This window comes from Paenibacillus sp. p3-SID1389, from assembly GCF_025151705.1.
Lineage (GTDB): Bacteria > Bacillota > Bacilli > Paenibacillales > Paenibacillaceae > Fontibacillus > Fontibacillus phoenicis.
The window spans coordinates 42,013-63,314 of record NZ_JALXVO010000007.1; the positions used below are offsets into that span (position 1 = coordinate 42,013).

The following is a 21,302-nucleotide window of genomic DNA, read 5'->3' on the forward strand; positions in this document are numbered from 1 at the left end:
GGAATCACTCTTCAAATGTTGACAACAATAATCATGACGAAACCGTGTTTTGATTTGATTGAGTTAGAAAGCGCTTTGAATTAGGATGAGGGTAGAAACACGGTAAGCCAACAAGCAAGACTGTTGATGATCCGTGCATCTTTATAAGGGGGTTACTCTTTATGGCTATAGCACAAACCAAACAGCCGTCTGCAGGAACCGGCGGAGCCCGGGTGAAGGTTCAGCAGTTCGGTCGTGCGCTCAGCGGTATGGTGATGCCGAATATCGGCGCGTTTATCGCATGGGGGCTCATTACCGCATTATTCATCCCGACCGGATGGATTCCGAACGAGTATCTCGGCAAACTGGTCGATCCAATGATCAAATATTTGCTGCCGCTCCTCATCGGCTACACCGGTGGGCAAATGGTTCACGGGAAACGGGGTGCGGTAACGGCAGCCATTGTGACGATGGGGGTTATCATCGGCAGCGACATCCCGATGTTTCTCGGCGCGATGATCGTTGGTCCATTGTCCGCTTGGGTCATTAAGCAGTTCGACAAATTGGTCGAGGGAAAAATTAAATCCGGCTTTGAAATGCTGGTGAACAACTTCTCGATCGGGATTCTGGGCGGTCTCATGGCATTGGGATCATACTCCGGCATTGGACCGGTTGTAACCGCGATCAGCAAAGCGTTGTCTTCGGGCGTTGACTTCCTGGTGGACGCGAAATTGCTGCCTCTGGTCAACCTTATTATTGAACCGGGGAAAGTATTGTTCCTGAACAATGCAATCAACCACGGCGTAATTACGCCAATCGCTGCGGAAGAAGCACTTCGGGTTGGCAAATCGATGCTGTTTATGCTCGAATCGAACCCAGGCCCAGGTCTGGGGATCCTGCTGGCTTACTGGATCTTCGGTCGCGGCATGGCGAAACAATCGGCTCCAGGCGCGGTTGTGATTCACTTCCTGGGCGGGATTCACGAGATTTACTTCCCGTACATTTTGATGAAACCGATTCTGGTGCTGGCTGCAATGGCTGGCGGCGTTGCCGGTACGTTTACGTTCCAATTGACCGGTGCAGGTCTTGTAGGTTCTCCTTCTCCGGGTAGTATTTTTGCTTACTTCCTGATGACGCCAAAAGGCGGATACGTCCCAATGTTAAGCGGGGTCATTGTTGCGGCAGTCGTTTCGTTCCTTGTTGCGTCGCTGCTGCTCAAAACGGGTAAACAAACGGATGAAGAAATGGACTTGGAAGAAGCTTCGGCGAAAGTGAAAGAAATGAAAGCTGCAGGTACGAAGAACACGGCGGCAGCCCCTGCTGCTGCAGGCGGCGTGAAGAAACAAACGGTGAACAAAATCGTGTTCGCTTGCGACGCTGGTATGGGTTCCAGTGCGATGGGTGCATCCGTTCTGAGGAAGAAAATGCAGGACGCCGGCGTGAAGGTGACGGTCGTGAACTCGGCAGTCAGCGAAATTCCAAGCGACGCCGACATCGTCATTACGCAAAAAACGCTGACGGATCGCGCGATCGCCAACAAACCGGACGCCGAGCATATCTCCATTGATAATTTCCTGAAGAGTCCCAAATACGATGAACTGGTTGAGCGTTTGAAAGGCTAAGCAACGCCAGTTACGATGCGGGGGCAGAACACTGGCGATTTTCGCCGGTGTTTTGCGTCTATATTAGGAGAGACTTGATATGCGGAAAATGACCGCACGACAAAAGCAAATCCTCGTTCTCCTCCTCGGACGCAAGCACGGGATGACCGCTGCGGAAATCGCAGCGGAGATCAACGTCAGCGTCAGAACGGTTCACCGGGAACTGGACGAGATTGAAAAAATATTAGCCTATTTCGGCTTAGTCCTGCACCGTAAATCCGGTACCGGAATCTCTGTCTGGAGCAATGCCGAAGGCAGCGAGGAGGGCGAGAAGCTGCAAGAGGCCAAACGATTGCTGCTGGTCGATAAGCCCAGCGACTATTCCGTCGAGGAGCGGCATCTCTTACTGATCTGCCGTTTGCTTGAGGAGCAGGAGCCGTGTAAGCTATTTACGCTGGCCCATGGCCTAAAGGTGACGGTAGCGACCATCAGCAGCGATTTGGACGAGGTGGAGCCCTGGTTCAGCCGCTTTGGGCTGGAACTGGTTCGCCGCCGCGGCTACGGCGTCGAGTTGCTTGGCGAGGAACAGCAGAAACGCGCGGCGTTATGCCAACTGGCGGCTGAGCATTTGGATTACTCCGACTTGATTGGAGGCTCGCCGGAAAACCAAGTCTCCTCCGCCACGGCCAGACTGCTCGAGGTCGTTGGGACGGATAACCTGATGACGGTAGAAAACACGCTATGGGCGATGAATTGGAGCTGGACGGAGCATTTGTCCGAAAATGCCTACACGCAGCTGCTCATTCGTCTCTCCGTTTCAGTGAATCGGATCAAGGCAGGAAGGCTGGTTAGTTGCGCAGGCAAGAACCGCAAGCTACCTCCCGCCGGGGGCGGAGAGCAGGATGAGGCCGAAACGGCCCGATTCGCTTCTCGTTTGGCCGAGAAGCTCGAGCTGACATTCCCGCCGGAGGAAATCGCTTATATGAACGGCTTGTTCAGCCGGGCCAAAGAAGCTTCACCCGAGCTCGTCCAAGCGGATATGGAGCTGGTCGATACGGTGTATCGGCTGACCGAGAACGTCGTTAAGCGTACCGGAATTCCGTTCCAGGAGGATCGACTGCTCCGAAGCGGTCTGCTAGAGCATATGGGCCCGGCTTTCAAACGCATCCGCGAAGGCTCCCGCATCCGCAACCCGTTGTTGGGCGCCATTCGTAAAGACTACGATGAATTGTATGGCATCGTACGTGAGGCGATGAACGAAAGTGTGGCCGGCTTAGAAATCCCGGACGAAGAGATCGGCTTCCTGGTGATGCATTTCGGAGCCTCCATGGAGCGTCTGAACCAGCTTGGCCTCAGCGTACGGGCGATTCTGGTCTGCTCGAGCGGGCTAAGCTCCTCCAAGCTGCTGGCCACGCGGCTTGCCAAAGAAATGCCGCAAATCGAAGTGCTGGGCAATGTCTCGTGGTACGAGGCGAAGCGGCTTCCCGAATCCGATTACGACTTAATCATCTCGACGATTGATTTGCCTCTTCCAGAGGATCGTTACGTGAAGCTAAGTCCGTTGTTAACGGACGAGGACACCGAGCGGCTGCTCGAGTACGTCCAGCGTACGGTATTAAAATCGCGGAAGATGACACCTGAGCCGGAATCCACAAAAACAAGGGCTTTTGACAAGGTACGGTCGCTGTCGGTGTCTCTGAACGAGGTTGTCAGCCTGCTGGAGCAATTCGACGTGCGTGTGCTAAATAACAGGGGATTTTCACTGCGGGAGACAGTTACGGTGGCGCTGGAGGAAATGAACCGGTTATTCGTCCCGCCGTCCGGTTCCGCAAGCTTTGGGCCGGAGGAGTGGCAGACGAAGCACACTGTATCCGATGTGCAGGCTGTAACCGACCGTTTGCTGGAACGGGAGAAAATGGCCAGCCAGGTGATTCCGGGGACTTCGCTGGCGCTGTTCCATACACGAACCCGGTTCGTGAATTACCGTTCGCTGGCGTTGTTTCGGCTGGAAGAACCCGTGGTGTTGGACGGGGGAACAGAAGTTAGTGCGCTGCTATTTATGCTCGCGCCGCGGGAGCTGTCGCGCGAGAGCTTGGAAGTGCTGAGCGAAATCAGCGCCTTGCTGCTGAAGCCGGAGCTGGTGGAGCTGCTGGAAACCGGAGAACGTCAGGAGATCCGAAATTTTTTGGCGACCGAGCTGTTGGTTTATTTTGAGAATTTGTAAACAAAAGAGAAGATAGGATAACGTGGAAAGGGAGAGAACAATCATGAAATTATTGTCTAAAGAGAAAATTATATTAAATGGAAAAGCGAGCGATAAATATGAAGCGATCCGCCTCGCCGGAAAGCTGCTGGTTGACGCGGGTCATGTGACGGAAGAATACGTGGACAAAATGATCGAGCGTGAAGAGATCGTCTCCACCTATATGGGCGGAGGTTTGGCGATCCCGCACGGGACGAAAGAAGCCAAAGGCATGATTTTCTCGACCGGACTGTCGGTTGTCCGCTTCCCTGAAGGCGTTGATTTCGGCGGGGATGAGCCGGCCTTTATCGTGATTGGCATCGCCGCAGCCGGCGGGGATCACATGGAAGTACTGACCAATGTCGCTATGGTGTTCACGGACGAATCCAATTTGGAACGAATTATGAATGCCACAACGGAAGAAGAAATTGCGGAGATCCTTGAAGGGGGCATGGAAGGATGAAGGCGGTCCATTTTGGTGCAGGCAATATCGGCAGAGGATTTATCGGTTTGCTGTTGTCCCGTTCCGGTTACGAAGTATGCTTTGTCGATGTGAACGAGAAGCTCGTTTCGGAGTTGGCACGGCGTAAGGAATACCCTGTTACCCTGGCGAGCGATCAGCAGGAGACGGTCATCGTAAAAGGCGTGACGGCGATTAACAGTATGAGTGATCCCGCTGCTGCTGCCCAGGCGATTGCTGAGGCCGATTTGGTCACGACGGCGGTTGGTGTGACCATCCTGAAGCATATCGCCGGTACGATCGCCCAAGGGCTGGTGTTGCGGAAAAACGAAGCTGCGGCTTCCCCGCTGCATATCATTGCCTGCGAGAACGCGATCGGCGGCAGCTCCCAGCTCAAGGAGCATGTCTATGCCCAGTTGGATGAAGCCACACGGCAGTGGGCGGACCGTCATGTAGCGTTTCCCGATGCGGCGGTCGACCGGATCGTTCCGTTGCAACAGCATGAGGACCCGCTGCAGGTTGTGGTGGAACCTTTTTATGAATGGGCGGTTGACCAATCGCAAATGTTTGACGGCTTCCATCGGGTCGAAGGCGTTCACTATGTTGACCGGTTGGAGCCTTATATCGAACGCAAGCTGTTTACCGTAAATACCGGCCATTGCTCGGCCGCTTATATGGGATATCTGCAGGGCCATGCCACGATTCAGGAAGCGATGAATGATCAAAAAGTCGCCCAGCATGTGCGCGCCGTCCTCTCGGAGACCGGGGCGGTGCTTGTGGCGAAACATGGATTTTCGCCAGCCGAGCATCAGGCGTATATCGATACGATTCTGGAGCGCTTCGCCAATCCGGCGCTGACGGACGAGGTTTCGCGGGTCGGCCGTTCACCGATCCGCAAGCTGTCCGCCGGCGATCGGCTGGTCTCCCCGGCAACGCAGGCGTATGAACGGGAGTTTGGATACGGCTACCTGGCGCTGACGATGGCGATGGCGCTCTGTTTCGATGTTCCGGACGACCCGGAAGCCGCGGAGCTGCAGGCGTCGCTGCGAGAAGTTGGCGCTTCGCAGACCTTGGCCAAATACACCGGCCTCGACGCCGAGCACCCGATCCATCAAGCGGTGCTGGCGCATTATGAGGAGTTGAAGAGCCGCTAAGCGGTGGCAAGCAGGGGAAGAGCTTATTCAGGGCATGTGAATAACGACCTCGGGCCGCTCTTGTCCGCCGTTTGTCACGGATGAGATGAGAGGCTTGAAGCTCTTCTCCGGCTCGCTTCAGCAGCCCGGATGCATCGGTAACACCAGATGTATCCGGGCTTTTTGGTTGTGGATGTCCGTGGGGGGTCTAACGGACCCAGGAGACCTTATTCGCTTCTGGATCCGGTAGTCGGGAATCTAACGGACTGAGAAGACCTTATTCAACTGGAGTTGCCCCTGTTAGCTGCATTTCGAGCTGATTAAGGGCCACTGGGTCCGTTACATCGGGAAATGGACGGGAAATGACCTAATAGCGTCTCTCAGGTCCGTTACGAGCAAGCGGCTCCACGCAATCCTTACTTACATGCCCGGACAATCATGCCTTGCAGATTGCCGGGCCACAGCTACACCCCCCGGCGGCGAAGAACCGGGGATTGGTGGGAGCGATGAAGAAGAGCACCAAAGGCCAGAGGGGGAAATGATTCTGGAGAAACTAAACTTCAACTCTTTTCAAGCTCTCGTACCCCACATCCCCGCCTCTTCGCCGCCCCCTCTCATAAATTTACCTCCCCAGACAAATACTGATCTATACGAGTAATTCGCTGTGAAATAGGGAGGGGCGTAGCATCGATGGGACCCAATGAACAGAAGGAGCAAGCGCACAAGCAGCAGAAGGAGCAAGCGCAAAAGGAACCGAAAAAGCAAGAAGAGCGGGAAGAGCAGAAGCAACCGCTGGTACCGATCACCCAAAGCAAGCTGTTCCAATATGGCGTTTGGCTGTTGTTGGGGCTGGTGATCCTGTTTTTTGTGTGGCAGCTGCGGCCGATGTTTGCGCTCGTCTACCGATTTTTGAAGGCCGTTTTCGCTCCGTTTGTCATCGCCATCATTATCTCTTATGTCTTAAATCCGATCGTTCGGATGCTTGGCGGGCGGAGGGTGCCGCGGACGATGGCCGTGCTGCTGATCTATGCGGTGTTTCTGACCGGCTTGTCCGTGGTGCTCATGAACGTGATTCCGATGTTCGTCGAACAGCTGGAGGAGCTGGGCGAGCATTTGCCGGAGCTTACCCTTCACACCCAGCAAATGATGAATCGTTGGGACAACGGTATTTTGCCGGGGAGCATCCGCATGGGGATGAACAACTGGTTTTATCAATTTGAAAACCGCTTGGCAAGCGCTATCTCCGGCTTCCTGGACAATATCGGAACAACGATCGGCGTCGTGTTTAATGCGTTTATTATCCCGTTCCTGATCTTCTACATGCTGAAGGACATCGAGCTGATCGAGCGGCTGATCCTGCAGTACTTGCCGCGCTCGCGGCGCAAGTCGATCATCACGCTGCTGAAGGAAATCGATATGGCTCTGGGTAACTATGTCCGGGGGCAACTGCTGGTATGCGTCATTATCGGTGTGCTCGCCTATATCGGCTATATGTTAATCGGCATGCCGTTTGCGCTGCTGCTGGCGGGAGTGGTTGCTCTGTGCAACATCATCCCTTACCTGGGCCCATTTCTCGGGGCTGCCCCGGCCTTGGTTATGGCGACAACGATTTCTTGGAAAATGGTGCTGCTGGTCCTGCTCGTCAACATGCTGTGCCAAACGATCGAAAGTAACGTCATTTCCCCGCAGGTGGTTGGACGTAGCTTACATATGCACCCGATGCTGATCATTTTGGCGCTTCTCATTGGCGGGGAGTTGGCGGGGGTGCCCGGGTTGATTTTGGCGGTGCCGTTTTTTGCCGTGGTGAAGGTAGTTATTCAGCATTTCTATGCCTACTACGTTCGCCGCAAAGCGATGTAACGCAAGGTGGACAAGCTGCATTGACACGGCGTTCCTCGCCTTATATACTTAAAATGTTATGTGAAAATTTTCAAAGCGTTGATGAAATCAAGTACGTTCGGCAAGCGGATTTGCCAGAGAAGGGTTCCGCTGCAGGCGGCGTCCCGCAAGGGAGGCCGAGGCGGTGGCTGAGAGAACCTGAAATCTCGCGCGGACGGAAAGCTAATTTCGGAGTGTGGGCTACAAATTCACCGGCAGGTCCCCGTTATCGGACCGACGAGGCGATCGCTTTAGAACGCCGGCGGACAACCCGTCCAGCCGCATCGGAAGCGATAACCAGGGTGGTACCGCGATGCAATCGTCCCTGATTTTCAGGGGCGTTTTTATTTTTAGAGGAACATTTAGGAGGTCAAGACGATGAAAGCAAGTGAAATCCGTTCCAAATGGCTGGAGTTCTTTGCCAGCAAAGGCCATAAAATCGAACCCAGCGCTTCACTCGTCCCGCATAACGATCCTTCGCTCTTGTGGATCAATGCAGGGATGGCGCCGCTGAAGCCTTATTTCGACGGGCGGATAAAGCCGGAAAATCCGCGCCTCGCCAACTCGCAAAAATGTATTCGCACGAATGATATCGAAAACGTCGGGAAGACGCGCCGGCACCATACGTTTTTTGAGATGCTGGGCAATTTCTCGATCGGGGACTATTTTAAAGAAGAAGCGATTACTTGGGCTTGGGAATTCCTGACGGACAAGAAATGGATCGGTTTTGATCCGGATCGCCTGTCGGTCACCGTATATCCTGAGGATGAAGAAGCGTTTAAGCTGTGGAATGAAAAAATCGGGATCCCTGCAGATCGCATCATTAAGCTGGAGGATAACTTCTGGGATATCGGTGAAGGGCCTTGCGGACCTTGTACGGAAATTTTCTACGACCGCGGCGAAGCTTACGGCGATCTATCTGATCCGGAATGTTACCCGGGCGGGGAAAATGAACGGTTCCTTGAAGTGTGGAACCTGGTGTTCTCGCAATTCAACCACAACAAGGACGGCAGCTATACGCCGCTTCCGAATAAAAACATCGATACCGGGGCCGGCCTCGAGCGGTTTGCGTCGATTTTGCAGGACGTGAACTCCAACTTCGACACCGACCTGTTCCAACCGATTATCCAAAAAACGGCAAGCCTGGCTGGGGTAACTTACGGCGCTGCTGAGGACAGTGACGTCGCACTTAAGGTTATCGCCGACCATATCCGTACGGTGACCTTTGCGGTAGCTGACGGCGTCCTGCCGTCGAACGAAGGCCGCGGCTATGTCATTCGCCGCCTGCTGCGCCGTGCGGTACGTTATGGCAAGCTGATCGGATTGGACAAACCGTTTATGTTCAGCTTGGTAGAGACGGTTGGCGACATTATGGGCACCTATTATCCGGATGTTGTTATTAAACGCGAGTTTATTGAGAAAGTCATCCGCACCGAAGAGGAACGCTTCCATGAAACGTTGAGCGACGGCTTGGCTATTCTGGCCGATATCAGTGCCGAAGCGAAAGCGCAAGGACGCACGCAGATCAGCGGGGACGATGCGTTTAAGCTGTACGACACCTACGGCTTCCCGCTGGATTTGACTGAGGATTTCGCAGCGGAGCATGGTCTTAGCGTCGATCGCGAAGGCTTTGAAGCAGCGATGGAAGAACAACGTGAACGCGCCCGGGCAGCCCGTCACGAAAGCGGCAGCATGAAGGTGCAGGGCGGCGTTTTGGCGGATTTTACGACTAAAACCGAATTCGTTGGATATAATGAGCTTGAAGTTACCACCAGCATTGTAGCTATTGTGGTCGACGACGCTTTCGTGGATACGCTTGGTGAGGGTCAATCGGGTCAAGTGATTCTGACTTCCACGCCGTTCTATGCGGAAAGCGGCGGTCAGGTCAGCGACCAGGGGACGATTCACAACGACTCCGCTAGTGCAACCGTGGAAGGCTTGTTTAAAGCCCCTCATGGGCAGCATGTCCATCAAGTCACGGTGAAGACCGGCGAACTGCGGGTTGGTGCCGAAGTTACCGCTTCCGTGGATCGGGAACAACGCAGCCATACGGTGAAGAACCATACGGCAACCCATCTGCTGCATAAAGCGTTGAAGGAGACGCTTGGCGAACACGTGAACCAGGCCGGCTCCCTCGTTGAACCGCAGCGCTTGCGCTTCGACTTCTCCCACCTCGGCAGCATCTCGCCGGAGGAACTGGCGGAAATCGAACGCCGCGTCAACGAACAGATTTGGAATGCCTTGCCTGTAACGACCTCGCTGAAGCCAATTGATGAAGCGAAAGCGATGGGGGCAATGGCGCTGTTCGGTGAGAAGTACGGGGACATCGTCCGCGTCGTCAAGGTTGGCGACTACAGCTTGGAGCTTTGCGGCGGCTGCCACGTGAACAACTCGGCTGAGATCGGCCTGTTCAAAATCGTCAGCGAAAGCGGCATCGGTTCCGGGGTACGCCGGATCGAAGCGGTGACTGGACGCGGCGCATATCTGTTTATGGATGGACAGCTGGACCTGCTGAAGCAAGCGGCTGGCCTGTTGAAAGCCAACGTAAACGATGTGCCGAAGCGGGTTGAGGGATTGTTCCAGCAGCTTAAGGAATTGAGCCGTGAGAACGAATCGCTGCAAAGCAAGCTGAGCGTCATCGAAGCCGGCGAATTGACGAGCCAAGTGGTGAGCGTTGGCCAAACCAAGCTGTTGGCTGCACGCGTGCAAGCCGGCAGTATGGATGCGCTGCGCACGCTGGCTGACGAGCTGAAGGTGAAATTGCCGGATGCCGTGCTGGTGTTGGGCGCGCCAAACGAAGACAAAGTAAATTTTGTCGTCGTTGTTCCGAAGGAAGAAGTGGCTCGCGGATTGCATGCCGGCAAGCTCGTCAAGGAAATTGCGGCGGTATGCGGCGGCGGAGGCGGCGGTCGTCCGGATATGGCTCAGGCCGGAGGCAAGGATGCCAGCAAGCTGGACGAAGCATTAAAAGTAGCAGCGGAGTGGATTGCTTCCCAAGCCTGAGAAGGTGGTGAAATTTGACGGGGCATATCACTGAAAATTTCCTTATGGAACCCATGATATGGTATAGTATGATTAGGCTAAGAGGAAAACAGCTGCGATCATAAAGGCGTATGTCGAAGAAGCGAGGTGTCATCATGGACTCCATGGATAAAACCGTCAAATTTAACGTCAAGGGCGATGAACTAGAAGCGTCGGCGCAGGAGATTCTTCTTACGGTTTACCAGGCTTTGCAGGAGAAGGAGTATAATCCGGTAAACCAGATCGTCGGATATCTATTATCGGGGGATCCGGCCTATATACCGCGTCATAACAATGCGAGAAGTTTGGTTCGCAAGAAGGAACGCGACGAGCTGATCGAAGAGCTGGTGCGCTTTTACATGGCGAATCACCGTTGATGGCAGCGAACCTTCTCAAGAACGGATAAGCGGTGGATCCGCATTTAAAGGAGCAATACATGAAAATCATGGGCCTAGACTACGGGGACCGGCGGATCGGAGTGGCTGTGAGCGACAGCTTGGGTTGGACCGCCCAAGGGCTCGAAACCATCGAGCGCCGCAAGGAAGGCAGCGAATTTGAGCGCATCGCCGAGCTTGTGAAGCAGCACGAGGTGGAAGAGATCGTTGTGGGTTTGCCCAAGAATATGAACGGTACGATTGGTCCCCGTGGAGAAATATGCATGGCGTTTGCCGAGGATCTGCGGGCTAAGCTGAATCTGCCCGTGCATCTCTGGGATGAACGGCTGACCACCGTTTCTGCGCAGCGTACGCTGCTGGATGCGGATGTCAGCCGGAAGAAACGCAAAGGTGTCGTCGACAAGATGGCCGCCAGCTTGATTTTGCAAAATTATTTGGACTCTAAGAGTATAAAGTGAGGGTGATCGCGTATGTCTAAAGATCGTATCGGAAATGAAGAAGAACCGGAAATTATTTATATCCCCGATGAAGAGGGCAATGAAGAAGAGTTCGAAGTGATTATGAAATTCGAAGTCGACGGTTCGGACGCCAAGTATATGATGGTCGTTCCTTTGGATTCCGATGGGAATGAAGATGAAGAGAGCGAAGAGGTATACGCGTTCCGTTACGAGGAAGACGGCGATGACCTGAAGCTGTACACGATCGAAAGCGACGAAGAATGGGAAATCGTTGAGGAGACCTTTAATACGCTTATCGACGAGTTTGATGGAGAAGATGGCAATGACTGAATTTACAGCAGACCAAGCAGTAATGACGTCGCGGGTTCGCGACACATTTGGCCCAGTCGTGGAACTTGAAGACGAATCGGGCAATGTCTCCTATTATCAAGTCGTTGAGGAGTTTGACGTCGCCGGAGCGGCCTACGCGGTATTATTGCCGGAGGACGCGTCCAAGGATGAAGAGCCGGAGATTTTCAAGATCGTGACGAGCGGCGATAAGCTGGAACTGGTCACGATTGATGACGACGAGGAATGGGAGAACGTATCCGAGCTGTACGATGAATTGACCTTTCCGGAGTAACGGGAAGGCATTGCAAGAGCACGATAGATCAGTCTGGGAAGAGCGGGAGATTTCCGCTCTTTTTGGCTGTTAAGGGGGAAGGCGGTTTGAGGAAAGCGCTGAAATGGCTGGCCGTTCTGCTGCTGATCGTGATCATCGGAGCAGGGGCGGCCGGATTTTATGTGTACACAAGCATGCTCCCGGTTGAAGCGAAGGAACAGCCAGTCAAGATTACGATCGAACCGGGAACGGGAACGGCCGACATCGCAAAGTTGCTGGAAAACCAGGGACTAATTAAAAATTCCTTTTTGTTCGTTTCGTATTTAAAATGGAAGTCGGAAGGCAGCCGGTTTCAGGCCGGGGTCTATGAGATGCAGCCGGGCATGACGTATGACGAGATCATCGCCAAGCTGAACAGCGGCGACGTGGTTAAGGCCGAGATGATCCGGTTTACGATTCCCGAGGGCTTCACGGTCAAACAAATGGCTGACAAGCTGGCGGAGGAAGGCTTGGTTGATCAAGCCGCGTTCTTGCAGCTGGCGAAGGATGCAGCGGGTCTTCACGATGAGCTGTTATCGCAAATCCCGACGGACGAGCGGTTGACGTACCGGCTGGAAGGGTATTTGTTCCCGGAAACCTATGAGCTGAAAAAAGGCAGCAACGAGCAGGACATCATCGCTCGGATGCTGCAGGAAACCCGTACCCGGCTCGGTAAAATCCCCGATTTTGAACAAAAGCTGCAGGCTCGCGGCCTTACGTTAAGTGAGCTGATGACGATAGCTTCGCTGGTAGAGCGAGAAGTGGTTGTTGATGCTGAACGGCCATTGGTGGCCGGAGTCATCTATAATCGGCTAAAGGACGGCATGAAGCTGGAAATTGACGCCACGGTGCAGTATGTGCTGGATAAACCCAAGGAGCGCTTGCTCAATTCGGATTTACGAAGCGTGGACAGCCCCTACAATACCTATTTGTATGAAGGGCTGCCTCCGGGGCCGATCGCTGCGCCTAGCCTCAAATCGATCGAAGCGGCGCTTGAGCCGAAATCCTCGGACTATCTATTTTATGTGACGAAAAAAGACGGCAGCGGGGAGCACCTGTTCGCCAAGACTTACAAGGAGCACTTAAAGAACATCGAAACAAGCAAGGCGATGGCCAATCAATGAATAAGGTGGAAGTTCAAAATGTAGATAACGTTTTGAACAACCTTTTAAAGGTGGTAGTATCAACATGAGTAAAAAACCGGAATTGTTAGTTCCTGCCGGTTCGCTGGAAGAACTGAAGCGCTACTTTGCGGCAGGGGCTGACGCGGCGCTGGTTGGCGAAGCCCGCTACGGAATGCGTCTCCCTGGCGATATGACGCCCCAAGACATCGCTGAAGCGGTTCAGGTAGCGCGCCAGTACGGAGCTAAAATTTATGTTAGCCTGAACAACCTGATGACCAATGACATGCTGGAGGGTTTGCCCGATTATGTGAAGCAGTTGGCGGAGTGCGGCGTAGACGCCGTTGAATTCGGTGACCCGGCCGTGCTTCAAACGGTGCGCACGGTTGCGCCTCAGCTGAAGCTGCATTGGAACGCGGAGATGACCTCCACCAACTATGCCACGGCCAATTACTGGGGCACGAAGGGAGCTTCCCGAGTTGTGCTCGCTCGTGAGCTGAATATGGACGAGATCACTGCAATGCCTCCGAAGCTGAACATCGAAGCAGAGGTTCAGGTGCATGGAATGACCAATATTTATCACTCGAAGCGGCGCTTGGTGCATAGCTACATGGTGTCTCAAGGGCGGCCGGTTGATCCGGACAGCAACCTGGGGATGAGCCGTGGGCTGTTCCTGATCGAGGCCGAACGGCCGGACGAGAAGTTCCCGATCTTCGAGGATATCAACGGAACGCATATTATGAGTTCGGACGATATTTGTATCTTGGAGGATTTGCACCTGCTGATGGCGGCTGGCGTGGACAGCTTCAAAATCGAGACGCTGCTGAAGCCGGCATCCTATAACGAAGTGGTCATTGCTTCGTATCGCCAAGCCATCGAAGCTTATTTCCGCGATCCGGACGGCTATGAGCTCGATGAGAACTGGCTTGAGGCCATTCGCGAGATTCAAGATCCGGAGCGGGAGCTGACCTTCGGCTTCTTTTATAAGGAACAGGTCTATTAAGAGGAAGTTGGGTGCTGAAAAGCCGACTTTTTTGACCTATATTTTAAATTTAAAAACCCAAAAAATGATGAGAGGTGAACGAAGATGCAAACTGCGGAGAAGCATATCCCGAAATATACGGGAAAACGTTATCGGCTGGCGAAACCCGAGCTGCTTGCCCCGGCAGGCAATCTTGAGAAGCTGAAATTCGCTGTCCATTACGGCGCCGATGCCGTGTATATCGGGGGACAACAATACGGCCTTCGTTCCAATGCAGATAATTTCAGCTTTGAAGAAATGCGGGAAGGCGTGGAATTTGCCAAGAAGTACGGCGCCAAGGTGTTTGTCGCCACGAATATTTATGCCCATAATGAGGATCTGGAGGGCATCGAGGAGTATTTGCGTAATTTATACGAGGTAGGCATCGCTGCCATTATCGTCGCCGACCCGGTGATCATAGAGACCGCGAAGCGGGTCGTCCCCGAACTGGAGGTTCACCTGAGTACTCAGCAATCGACGGTGAACTGGCAAGCGGTACAATTCTGGAAAGACCAAGGCTTGCCGCGGGTCGTACTGGGACGGGAGACCAGCCTTGAGGAAATCGAGGAAATTAAACGTCATGTCGACATCGAGATCGAGGCGTTTATTCATGGCGCGATGTGCTCCTCGTACTCGGGACGCTGCGTGTTGTCCAACCATTTTACCGACCGTGACTCCAACCGTGGGGGTTGCTGCCAATCCTGCCGTTGGAAATACGACCTGTTCACGGACGCCCGTGCGGATGGCGAATGGATTTCCGAGGAAGAAGCCCGCGATAACAGGGTACTGGAGAAGTTCCGTCTTGGCGTAACTCAGCTACCGATGTTTGAGGAAAACGATCATGCATTTACGATGGGATCGAAGGACTTGTGCATGATTGAGCATATTCCTGATCTCATCGACGTCGGGGTAGACAGTTTCAAAATCGAAGGGCGGATGAAGTCCATCCACTATGTGGCGACGGTGGTGAATGTCTATCGCCAAGCGATTGATGCTTACATGGCGGATCCGGACAATTACGTCTTGAAGCCGGAGTGGATCGAAGAAATCAACAAAGCGGCGAACCGGCCGCTGAATACCGGATTTTTCTACGATACGCCGGATCATGAAGATCATATTTACGAACCGGAAGAGAAGGCGGCGCCTTATGATTTTGCCGGATTGGTGATGGCGTATGACGAATCGACGGGAATGGCAACGATCCAGCAGCGCAACCATTTCAAACCGGGACAAGAAGTCGAATTTTTTGGTCCAAACGGGACGTTCTTTAAGCAGAAGGTCGGGACCATCTACGACGAAGACGGCAATGAATTGGATGCCGCCCGCCACCCGCTGCAGCGGATCCAAATGAAGGTGGACCAACCGGTTTCCTATTTCGATATGATGCGTAAAAGAAAGTAATGGAAAAAATCAATATGCTTTAGGGCCTGTTCGTTTCTAGGACGAAAGGCCCTTTTTTGTGACTTTTGTCAATATTATTTAAAATCCACCACATATGAAACCGATATTATAGAGGAGAACGTCAGGTATTGTCGAATATTTTCAATAGCTGACGAGAAATGTGAGAAACCAACAGCATTATGTATGACCTCAAGCCTAAAAATTGAGGTCTGCAACTATTATGAGTGGTGGGTGATCAACATGAGTCTGGTTCCGAAGAACGAGGACCAAGAAACCAACAGCAAAAAGAAGGAAAAGAAACAAAAGGGAGAGCGGACGAAATCCAAGGCGGTTCAGCCAGGAGGAAAAGCAACGCGAGATACCAAAGCTTTACTGGCTAATTTGCTGGACAAGCTGCCGAAACAATTCAACCCCGCGAAAGCAGTGGGGGTACGGTTGTTCCTGATCTTCTTTGTCGCAATCATGTTTTTCGTCCTGACGATCGGGATTATGTCCTCCCAAATGGCGAAGGGAACCATTCAGGACAATGCGGAACAAGCCAACCTGCAGACCATCGTTCAAACCTCGCAGAAGCTAGATATTGTCATGCAGAAGTATGAGGAGAACCTTCAGCAAATGTTCTTGGACGATGAGATGCAAAATGCAATCATGGATGCTTCGTTGGCGAACATTTCGGATTATGACAAGTTTACGGCAACCAACAAAATGAGAACACGTCTGAATACGTTGACCTTCTCCACGAAGGGGGTTTCCGCCGTTTACATGTTGTCGGCTGACAACATTGTGGACGACGTCACTTCGGGCAGTGCCGATGTCACGTTCTTGGATACCGTGCGCGAAGAAGCCTGGTTTAAAGATCTGACCAGCGCCACTAAAACTTTATGGATGCAAGTGCCATCGAAAGGTAAGGGCACGGAAGTCTTCCGTTTAGCTCGCTCGGTACAGAGCGTTAACAGCATGAAACGCTTTATTCTGATTGCTGATATCAACCTGGAAATCCTAGACGGCTATTTGAAAGAGGTTAAGCTGGGGAATAACTCCAAGCTGCAAATGGTGACTCAAGATAACATCGTTGTAGGTTCTTCCGTTGAAAGAGATCAAGGAAATCCGTCCGAATTTGATATGGGACAAGCCACCGAGGCTTCGGGTACTTTCCGGACGAAGGATGCCAACGGCAACGCTGTCCTTGCTTCCTATAGCACCCAGTCGTCCGGCTGGAAGTTAATCGGTACCGTCGATACGGCTGAACTGACGAAGAGCGCAAATCGCATTCTGATGTTTACGATCTTCTCGCTGATCGTGGTTGCGATCATTGCCATTCTGATCGGGGTATGGATGGTTCGGATGATCGCTTATCCGCTTGGCAAGCTGAGAAACCTGATGGAGGAAGGCTCCAAAGGGAATCTGAACGTTCGGATGAACACGAAATCGAAAGATGAAATTGGTCAATTGGCAGTAAGCTTTAATGTGATGATGGAAAATATCACAGCCCTCGTTAAGCAAACCAATAACTCCGCACAGGATGTATTGGATACGGCTGCTGAATTGACACAAGCGTCGAACAAAACGGCGTTGTCTGCGAAAGAAATCGCCGTGGCGACTGAAGAAATCGCTAACGGGGCAACCAGCCTGGCTAACGAAGCGGAACGCGGTAATGAGCTGACCGAGAATATTTCCCGGCAAATGGAACGCGTTGTCCAATCGAACAAAGAGATGGAGATTTCGGCTCGTCAGGTGGAGAAGTCCAGTCAGCAAGGGACTCAGTATTTGAACGGATTGATGGAGAAAACCAATATGACGGTCGAAATGATCAACGCTTTGACCGCCAAGGTCGACTCGCTCAAAGCAAGCACTGGCTCCGTCTTGAAAGTGCTTGATGTCATGCAGAACATTACGCAGCAAACGAATATCCTGTCGCTTAATGCTACGATTGAAGCAGCCCGCGCAGGTGCTGCAGGCCGCGGATTTATGGTCGTTGCCGATGAAATTCGCCAACTGGCCGATCAGTCGCGTCAGTCGATCACCATGGTCGGCGAAATCACAGATACGATTCAGAAAGAGATGAATGAAACGGTGAAGACCTTGTCCGAGGCGAGCCCAATCTTCCAAGAGCAAATCGCATCGGTGCAGGAAACCAACCAAATTTTCGTATCTGTGCAGCAACAAATGGAAGGCTTCGTGCGTCACCTGGATTCCGTAACGGCTTCCATCGACCAGCTAAACGAATCGCAAGCGGTCTTGTCGGAAGCGATGAGCAACGTCAGTGCCGTCGCACAGCAATCGTCCGCCACGTCCGAAGAGGTTGCATCGCTCTCCAGCGAACAGCAAACGGTCGGCGATCAACTGGTACAGCTGTCAAACAAACTGGAGAATGTGTCGGCTGGCTTGAAAGAGTCGTTGTCGAAATTCACCGTATAGATAGCAGGCTTAAGCGACGGAAATCAAAGCTTGGCCCATCCCCGAGGGTTCCGGGGGCGGGGAGAAGCCCGGCTCATCTGCGATGCAGGTGCAGCCGGGCTTTTACTTTGCAGGGGATCAAGATAGCTTGGTGTTTGTTTAGCCCGACTTTTCCCAGGAAATAATGGGAACAGAATGGAGGGCGAACGATGTCGTTATTGCGCAAAAAACGGATATTTTATCTGTTACTTTCCTTTGCGGCGGTGCTGGGACTATTTGCGCTGCGGATCGCTTGGATTCAGATGGCTTCAGCGTTTAAGGCGGTGACCGTAAGCGGCAAGACAATCAATGAACTCGCCGTCCGGCAACGGGAAGAGAGTATTGAGTTGGATCCGGGGCGAGGTCAACTTGTTGATCGCAACGGAAAGGCGCTGACGGGCGAAGTCGGATGGACACCAATTCTGTTCCCTGTCCGCAAGTTGCCCGCAGCAGATCAGCTTACCGGATTGGCGGCCGTATTGGGGACAACGATTCCCGAACTCCAAAGGAAGTGGGAACAGTTGGAGCGCCCTTACGTCTGGCCCAAGCCTGGCGGGGAGCCGGGGGAACCGCTTCGGCTCAGCGAAGAGATAGCCCGTTCTTTGCCTCATTTGGAAGGGCTGGAGGTGCTGCCGTATATGACGCGTTACGGGCCGGGCGAACGGGGGAATCAATGGCTTGGCTTCGTGACGCAACGGCCGGACATCATCCGTAAGTTGCGAGAAGATAAGCACCAACCGGACTTCGCGTTAACGCTGCAGGTTGGAGCTTCGGGGTTGGAGAAAACGCTGGATAACTTGCTCCGTGGAATCGGCAGCGTCAGAGCGGCCTACACGGTTGATGGCCGCAAGGATCCGCTAGTTGGGATGGGGACGCGGGTGAATGCGGAGGCTAGCCGATACTATCCGTTGCAAATCCAAACGACAGTTGATGACACCCTCCAACAAAAAATCGAGCGGTTAGCGGATGAGATGAAAGTGACGGATGGAGCAGTGGTCGTGCTGGACGCCAAAACCGCCGATATCGTCTCGATGGTATCGCTGCCTTTCTACGATCCGCATCACGTTGATCCGGCAGCAGAGAACTGGAGTAATAAGGCGGTTAAGGCCAGTGTGCCGGGTTCGATTTTTAAGACGGTGATTGCGGCGGCTGCACTGGAGGAGCAGGTGACATTTCCCGGGGAGATGTTCCACTGCAGCGGGCATTACGGAAAATACGGCTTGTCATGCTGGAAGGAAGGCGGACATGGAAACCTTACGCTGGAGGAAGGCTTTGCGAGGTCGTGTAACGTGGTATTCGCCACACTGGGAGAACGGCTGAGTGCGGAGGCGATTGCCCGGACAGCCGCCAAGCTGGGGCTGGGGCGCACCGTGGGCTGGCACGATCCGTCCTTCCTTGGAGGGGATTCCTTGCGGCCGCTGGATCAGGAAGAAGCCGGGGCGGTCTTTAGCAATCTGGCGGCGGCGGACGGCGGGGTGCGGGCACAGACAGCGATTGGTCAGCGGGACGTGCTTGTCTCTCCACTGCAAGCGGCCAATCTGGTTGTTACTTTGCTCCACGGCGGACAGGTTATGGCGCCCCGCTTAGTCAGCGAGATCCGTTATAAGGAAGGTTCGCTGCTCTCCGCATTGCCGGTTCAAGCTTCGCCCTCCTCCGCTGGACAAATTACTCCGCAAACAGCACAACGGCTGTTGTCCATGATGAGGCTGGTTGTCACAGACGGCACCGGGCGAACTTTGCAGAAAGCCAAATGGCCGTTGGCTGGAAAATCGGGAACAGCTGAGGTTGTAAAGAATCATAAGCAGCTGAATCATCAATGGTTTATCGGTTACGGACCGACCCATCACCCCAAGTATGCTGTCGCCGTCCTCGTTCAAAACCAGCCGGAAGGATCCAAGCATCTGGCCGCCGAATTGTTCCGGCGAACAATGGATTTACTGGCTGCGGAAAGTTGACCGATTTCCTATGCCTTCCCCAAAAAAATGCGCCTAAACTGAAGATGTCTGTGATAAAATAGTGTAGATGCTATGCTTTTCACGGAGCATGCCAAAGTCATTGATCATAGAAAAGTGGGGAAAGCATATGGAGACTTTGCTGCTATGGTTATTTTATATCTCTACGCTGTACGCTTTTATACCCGGATTGATCACTCGGATTTTCGGTTTTCGCGTATTTAAGCGCGGGATCAGCGAGAAGGCGTTTGCGCTAACGTTCGACGATGGTCCCGATCCGAAATATACTCCACAATTGCTTGATCTGCTCAAGCGCCACGGAGCGAAAGCAACGTTTTTCCTCGTTGGTTCCAATGCGGAGAGACACCCCGAATTGATTAAACGGATTCATGAGGAAGGCCATTTGATAGGGTCGCACAACTATGTGCACAAAACCAATTGGCTCATGGGGCCGGCGGCCGTCAAGAAGCAGATTCAGAAGACGAATCAGATCATCCATGACGTGACGGGCTTCAATTCTCATTACTATCGTCCGCCGTGGGGGATTGTCAACTTGTTTGATTTTGCGAACCGCGGAAATACACAGATCGTGCTGTGGTCGGCTATGTTCGGCGATTGGCGGGTCAAGGTCGGCGCTGACCGGTTAACGGAGCGTATGCTGAAGAAGCTGCGGGGCGGTGAGGTCTTTCTCCTGCACGACTGTGGTGCCACACTAGGTGCGAACACCGGAGCGCCGGCGGAAATGTTGATAGCGCTCGAGCGCGTGCTGACGGAAGCGGATCGCCGCGGATTGCGAAGCATCCGCATTGATGAATTGATTCAGGCGACGGAAGAGGCCAAGCTTCAAGGCATACATGTTGAAACTGCAACGCCGAAGGGGAGAACGCCAGTGAAGATTACCTGGTTTAAGCGATGTATCGTAGCCTTATGGCTCGTTTGGGAGAAGATCTTCCACATCCTTTTTCAATTGAAAGCTCCCGAACCGGAGGATCCTTTCCTTCATTTCCGAGTCCGATCCTATCATGGAGAGCCGGTGGCGATGAACAATGGGAAGACATTGGAATCTGGAGATCAAGTGATGGAGCTTCATTTTGACAACAAAAAATTGTTTGAGTATGGGGCTCGCTCCAGAACAAGCGTGCATTTGGCGATTCAAATGATCCGCAAAATGGAGAAGACGCTACCCCTTTTTGCCAAATATGTGATCGAGCATCCTGAGTTAAAAGACGTTAAGGCGCTGTATGGCGTCAGCATGATTAACCGGGGTCCGGAGCAATTTGGGTTTATAATTAAGGATTTACCGAAGGGCTGGTTTGCCAGCTCGACGAAAATCTATTTGAAATTATTAATGAGTGTTATTCACCCTGCCGGTACCTCAAGATTAAAAGAGCAACCTCAGGAGCTGGTACCGAAGATGATCGTGATGCCGATGGATGTGCTGTTGGAGCGGTTCGCCGAGAACGGCTCGCATCGCAGCAGCCATACGGTGGATGAGAAGCCGGAGGCCGTGGAAGAGGAGTCTTTGCTTAGCGTATCCTTGCCTACGCGTTAATCGCTCTTATCC

General features: G+C 53.0%; 16 protein-coding genes. All 16 read left to right on the top strand.

Annotation, left to right across the window (positions count from 1 at the left end; translation table 11 throughout):
• Positions 1-161: 161 nt before the first annotated feature.
• The 16 genes from M3G15_RS04695 (at position 162) to M3G15_RS04770 (ending at position 21,290) form a co-directional block, all read left to right on the top strand.
• A complete protein-coding gene (locus M3G15_RS04695) occupies positions 162-1,601 on the top strand; it encodes a PTS mannitol transporter subunit IIBC (RefSeq protein ID WP_009224389.1) in 1,440 nt (479 codons plus the stop codon).
• A gap of 79 nt (positions 1,602-1,680) precedes the next feature.
• The gene (locus M3G15_RS04700) at positions 1,681-3,804 is read left to right on the top strand and encodes a BglG family transcription antiterminator (protein WP_260070223.1); all 2,124 of its coding nucleotides are present in this window, start codon (positions 1,681-1,683) and stop codon (positions 3,802-3,804) included.
• A gap of 43 nt (positions 3,805-3,847) precedes the next feature.
• Positions 3,848-4,285 (top strand): PTS mannitol transporter subunit IIA, encoded by a 438-nt coding sequence (locus M3G15_RS04705; RefSeq protein ID WP_009224387.1) that lies wholly within the window; start codon positions 3,848-3,850, stop codon positions 4,283-4,285.
• On the top strand, positions 4,282-5,436 hold the full coding sequence (locus tag M3G15_RS04710) for a mannitol-1-phosphate 5-dehydrogenase (RefSeq protein WP_260070224.1): 1,155 nt from the start codon (positions 4,282-4,284) through the stop codon (positions 5,434-5,436). The genes M3G15_RS04705 and M3G15_RS04710 overlap by 4 nt, the downstream gene beginning before the upstream one ends.
• Before the next feature lie 669 nt (positions 5,437-6,105).
• Complete coding sequence (locus tag M3G15_RS04715; RefSeq protein WP_397376585.1) at positions 6,106-7,275, top strand: AI-2E family transporter; 1,170 nt, start codon at positions 6,106-6,108, stop codon at positions 7,273-7,275.
• A 396-nt stretch (positions 7,276-7,671) separates the two neighbouring features.
• A complete protein-coding gene (alaS, locus tag M3G15_RS04720; protein WP_260070225.1) occupies positions 7,672-10,296 on the top strand; it encodes an alanine--tRNA ligase in 2,625 nt (874 codons plus the stop codon).
• A gap of 134 nt (positions 10,297-10,430) precedes the next feature.
• On the top strand, positions 10,431-10,691 hold the full coding sequence (locus tag M3G15_RS04725; RefSeq protein WP_016311191.1) for an IreB family regulatory phosphoprotein: 261 nt from the start codon (positions 10,431-10,433) through the stop codon (positions 10,689-10,691).
• 59 nt (positions 10,692-10,750) lie between these two features.
• Positions 10,751-11,167 carry a Holliday junction resolvase RuvX gene (ruvX, locus tag M3G15_RS04730; RefSeq protein WP_009224381.1) on the top strand — a complete coding sequence of 139 codons (417 nt, stop codon included), beginning with the start codon at positions 10,751-10,753 and terminating at the stop codon, positions 11,165-11,167.
• Between the two features lie 12 nt (positions 11,168-11,179).
• A complete protein-coding gene (locus M3G15_RS04735; protein WP_009224380.1) occupies positions 11,180-11,497 on the top strand; it encodes a DUF1292 domain-containing protein in 318 nt (105 codons plus the stop codon).
• Positions 11,490-11,789, top strand: a complete 300-nt coding sequence (locus M3G15_RS04740) for a DUF1292 domain-containing protein (protein WP_036644712.1) — start codon at positions 11,490-11,492, stop codon at positions 11,787-11,789. Before M3G15_RS04735 ends, M3G15_RS04740 begins: the two co-directional genes overlap by 8 nt.
• Positions 11,790-11,875: 86 nt before the next feature.
• Positions 11,876-12,931, top strand: a complete 1,056-nt coding sequence (gene mltG / locus M3G15_RS04745) for an endolytic transglycosylase MltG (protein ID WP_036644815.1) — start codon at positions 11,876-11,878, stop codon at positions 12,929-12,931.
• Positions 12,932-12,995: 64 nt separating this feature from the next.
• The gene (locus M3G15_RS04750) at positions 12,996-13,931 is read left to right on the top strand and encodes a peptidase U32 family protein (RefSeq protein WP_260070226.1); all 936 of its coding nucleotides are present in this window, start codon (positions 12,996-12,998) and stop codon (positions 13,929-13,931) included.
• 84 nt (positions 13,932-14,015) lie between these two features.
• The gene (locus M3G15_RS04755) at positions 14,016-15,350 is read left to right on the top strand and encodes a peptidase U32 family protein (protein WP_009224376.1); all 1,335 of its coding nucleotides are present in this window, start codon (positions 14,016-14,018) and stop codon (positions 15,348-15,350) included.
• 240 nt (positions 15,351-15,590) lie between these two features.
• On the top strand, positions 15,591-17,768 hold the full coding sequence (locus M3G15_RS04760; protein WP_036644710.1) for a methyl-accepting chemotaxis protein: 2,178 nt from the start codon (positions 15,591-15,593) through the stop codon (positions 17,766-17,768).
• Between the two features lie 188 nt (positions 17,769-17,956).
• The gene (locus M3G15_RS04765) at positions 17,957-19,741 is read left to right on the top strand and encodes a peptidoglycan D,D-transpeptidase FtsI family protein (RefSeq protein WP_260070227.1); all 1,785 of its coding nucleotides are present in this window, start codon (positions 17,957-17,959) and stop codon (positions 19,739-19,741) included.
• 127 nt (positions 19,742-19,868) lie between these two features.
• Complete coding sequence (locus tag M3G15_RS04770; RefSeq protein ID WP_260070228.1) at positions 19,869-21,290, top strand: polysaccharide deacetylase family protein; 1,422 nt, start codon at positions 19,869-19,871, stop codon at positions 21,288-21,290.
• The last annotated feature ends 12 nt before the right edge of the window (positions 21,291-21,302 follow it).

Bases quoted from the DNA above. Each gene is read 5' to 3' on its own strand.
- M3G15_RS04740 (WP_036644712.1), top strand. From the start codon at position 11,490: ATGACTGAATTTACAGCAGACCAAGCAGTAATGACGTCGCGGGTTCGC.
- M3G15_RS04705 (WP_009224387.1), top strand. From the start codon at position 3,848: ATGAAATTATTGTCTAAAGAGAAAATTATATTAAATGGAAAAGCGAGC.
- M3G15_RS04710 (WP_260070224.1), top strand. From the start codon at position 4,282: ATGAAGGCGGTCCATTTTGGTGCAGGCAATATCGGCAGAGGATTTATC.
- M3G15_RS04715 (WP_397376585.1), top strand. From the start codon at position 6,106: ATGGGACCCAATGAACAGAAGGAGCAAGCGCACAAGCAGCAGAAGGAG.
- M3G15_RS04760 (WP_036644710.1), top strand. From the start codon at position 15,591: ATGAGTCTGGTTCCGAAGAACGAGGACCAAGAAACCAACAGCAAAAAG.
- M3G15_RS04695 (WP_009224389.1), top strand. From the start codon at position 162: ATGGCTATAGCACAAACCAAACAGCCGTCTGCAGGAACCGGCGGAGCC.
- M3G15_RS04750 (WP_260070226.1), top strand. From the start codon at position 12,996: ATGAGTAAAAAACCGGAATTGTTAGTTCCTGCCGGTTCGCTGGAAGAA.
- ruvX (WP_009224381.1), top strand. From the start codon at position 10,751: ATGAAAATCATGGGCCTAGACTACGGGGACCGGCGGATCGGAGTGGCT.
- M3G15_RS04770 (WP_260070228.1), top strand. From the start codon at position 19,869: ATGGAGACTTTGCTGCTATGGTTATTTTATATCTCTACGCTGTACGCT.
- M3G15_RS04765 (WP_260070227.1), top strand. From the start codon at position 17,957: ATGTCGTTATTGCGCAAAAAACGGATATTTTATCTGTTACTTTCCTTT.
- M3G15_RS04725 (WP_016311191.1), top strand. From the start codon at position 10,431: ATGGACTCCATGGATAAAACCGTCAAATTTAACGTCAAGGGCGATGAA.
- M3G15_RS04700 (WP_260070223.1), top strand. From the start codon at position 1,681: ATGCGGAAAATGACCGCACGACAAAAGCAAATCCTCGTTCTCCTCCTC.
- alaS (WP_260070225.1), top strand. From the start codon at position 7,672: ATGAAAGCAAGTGAAATCCGTTCCAAATGGCTGGAGTTCTTTGCCAGC.
- M3G15_RS04735 (WP_009224380.1), top strand. From the start codon at position 11,180: ATGTCTAAAGATCGTATCGGAAATGAAGAAGAACCGGAAATTATTTAT.
- M3G15_RS04755 (WP_009224376.1), top strand. From the start codon at position 14,016: ATGCAAACTGCGGAGAAGCATATCCCGAAATATACGGGAAAACGTTAT.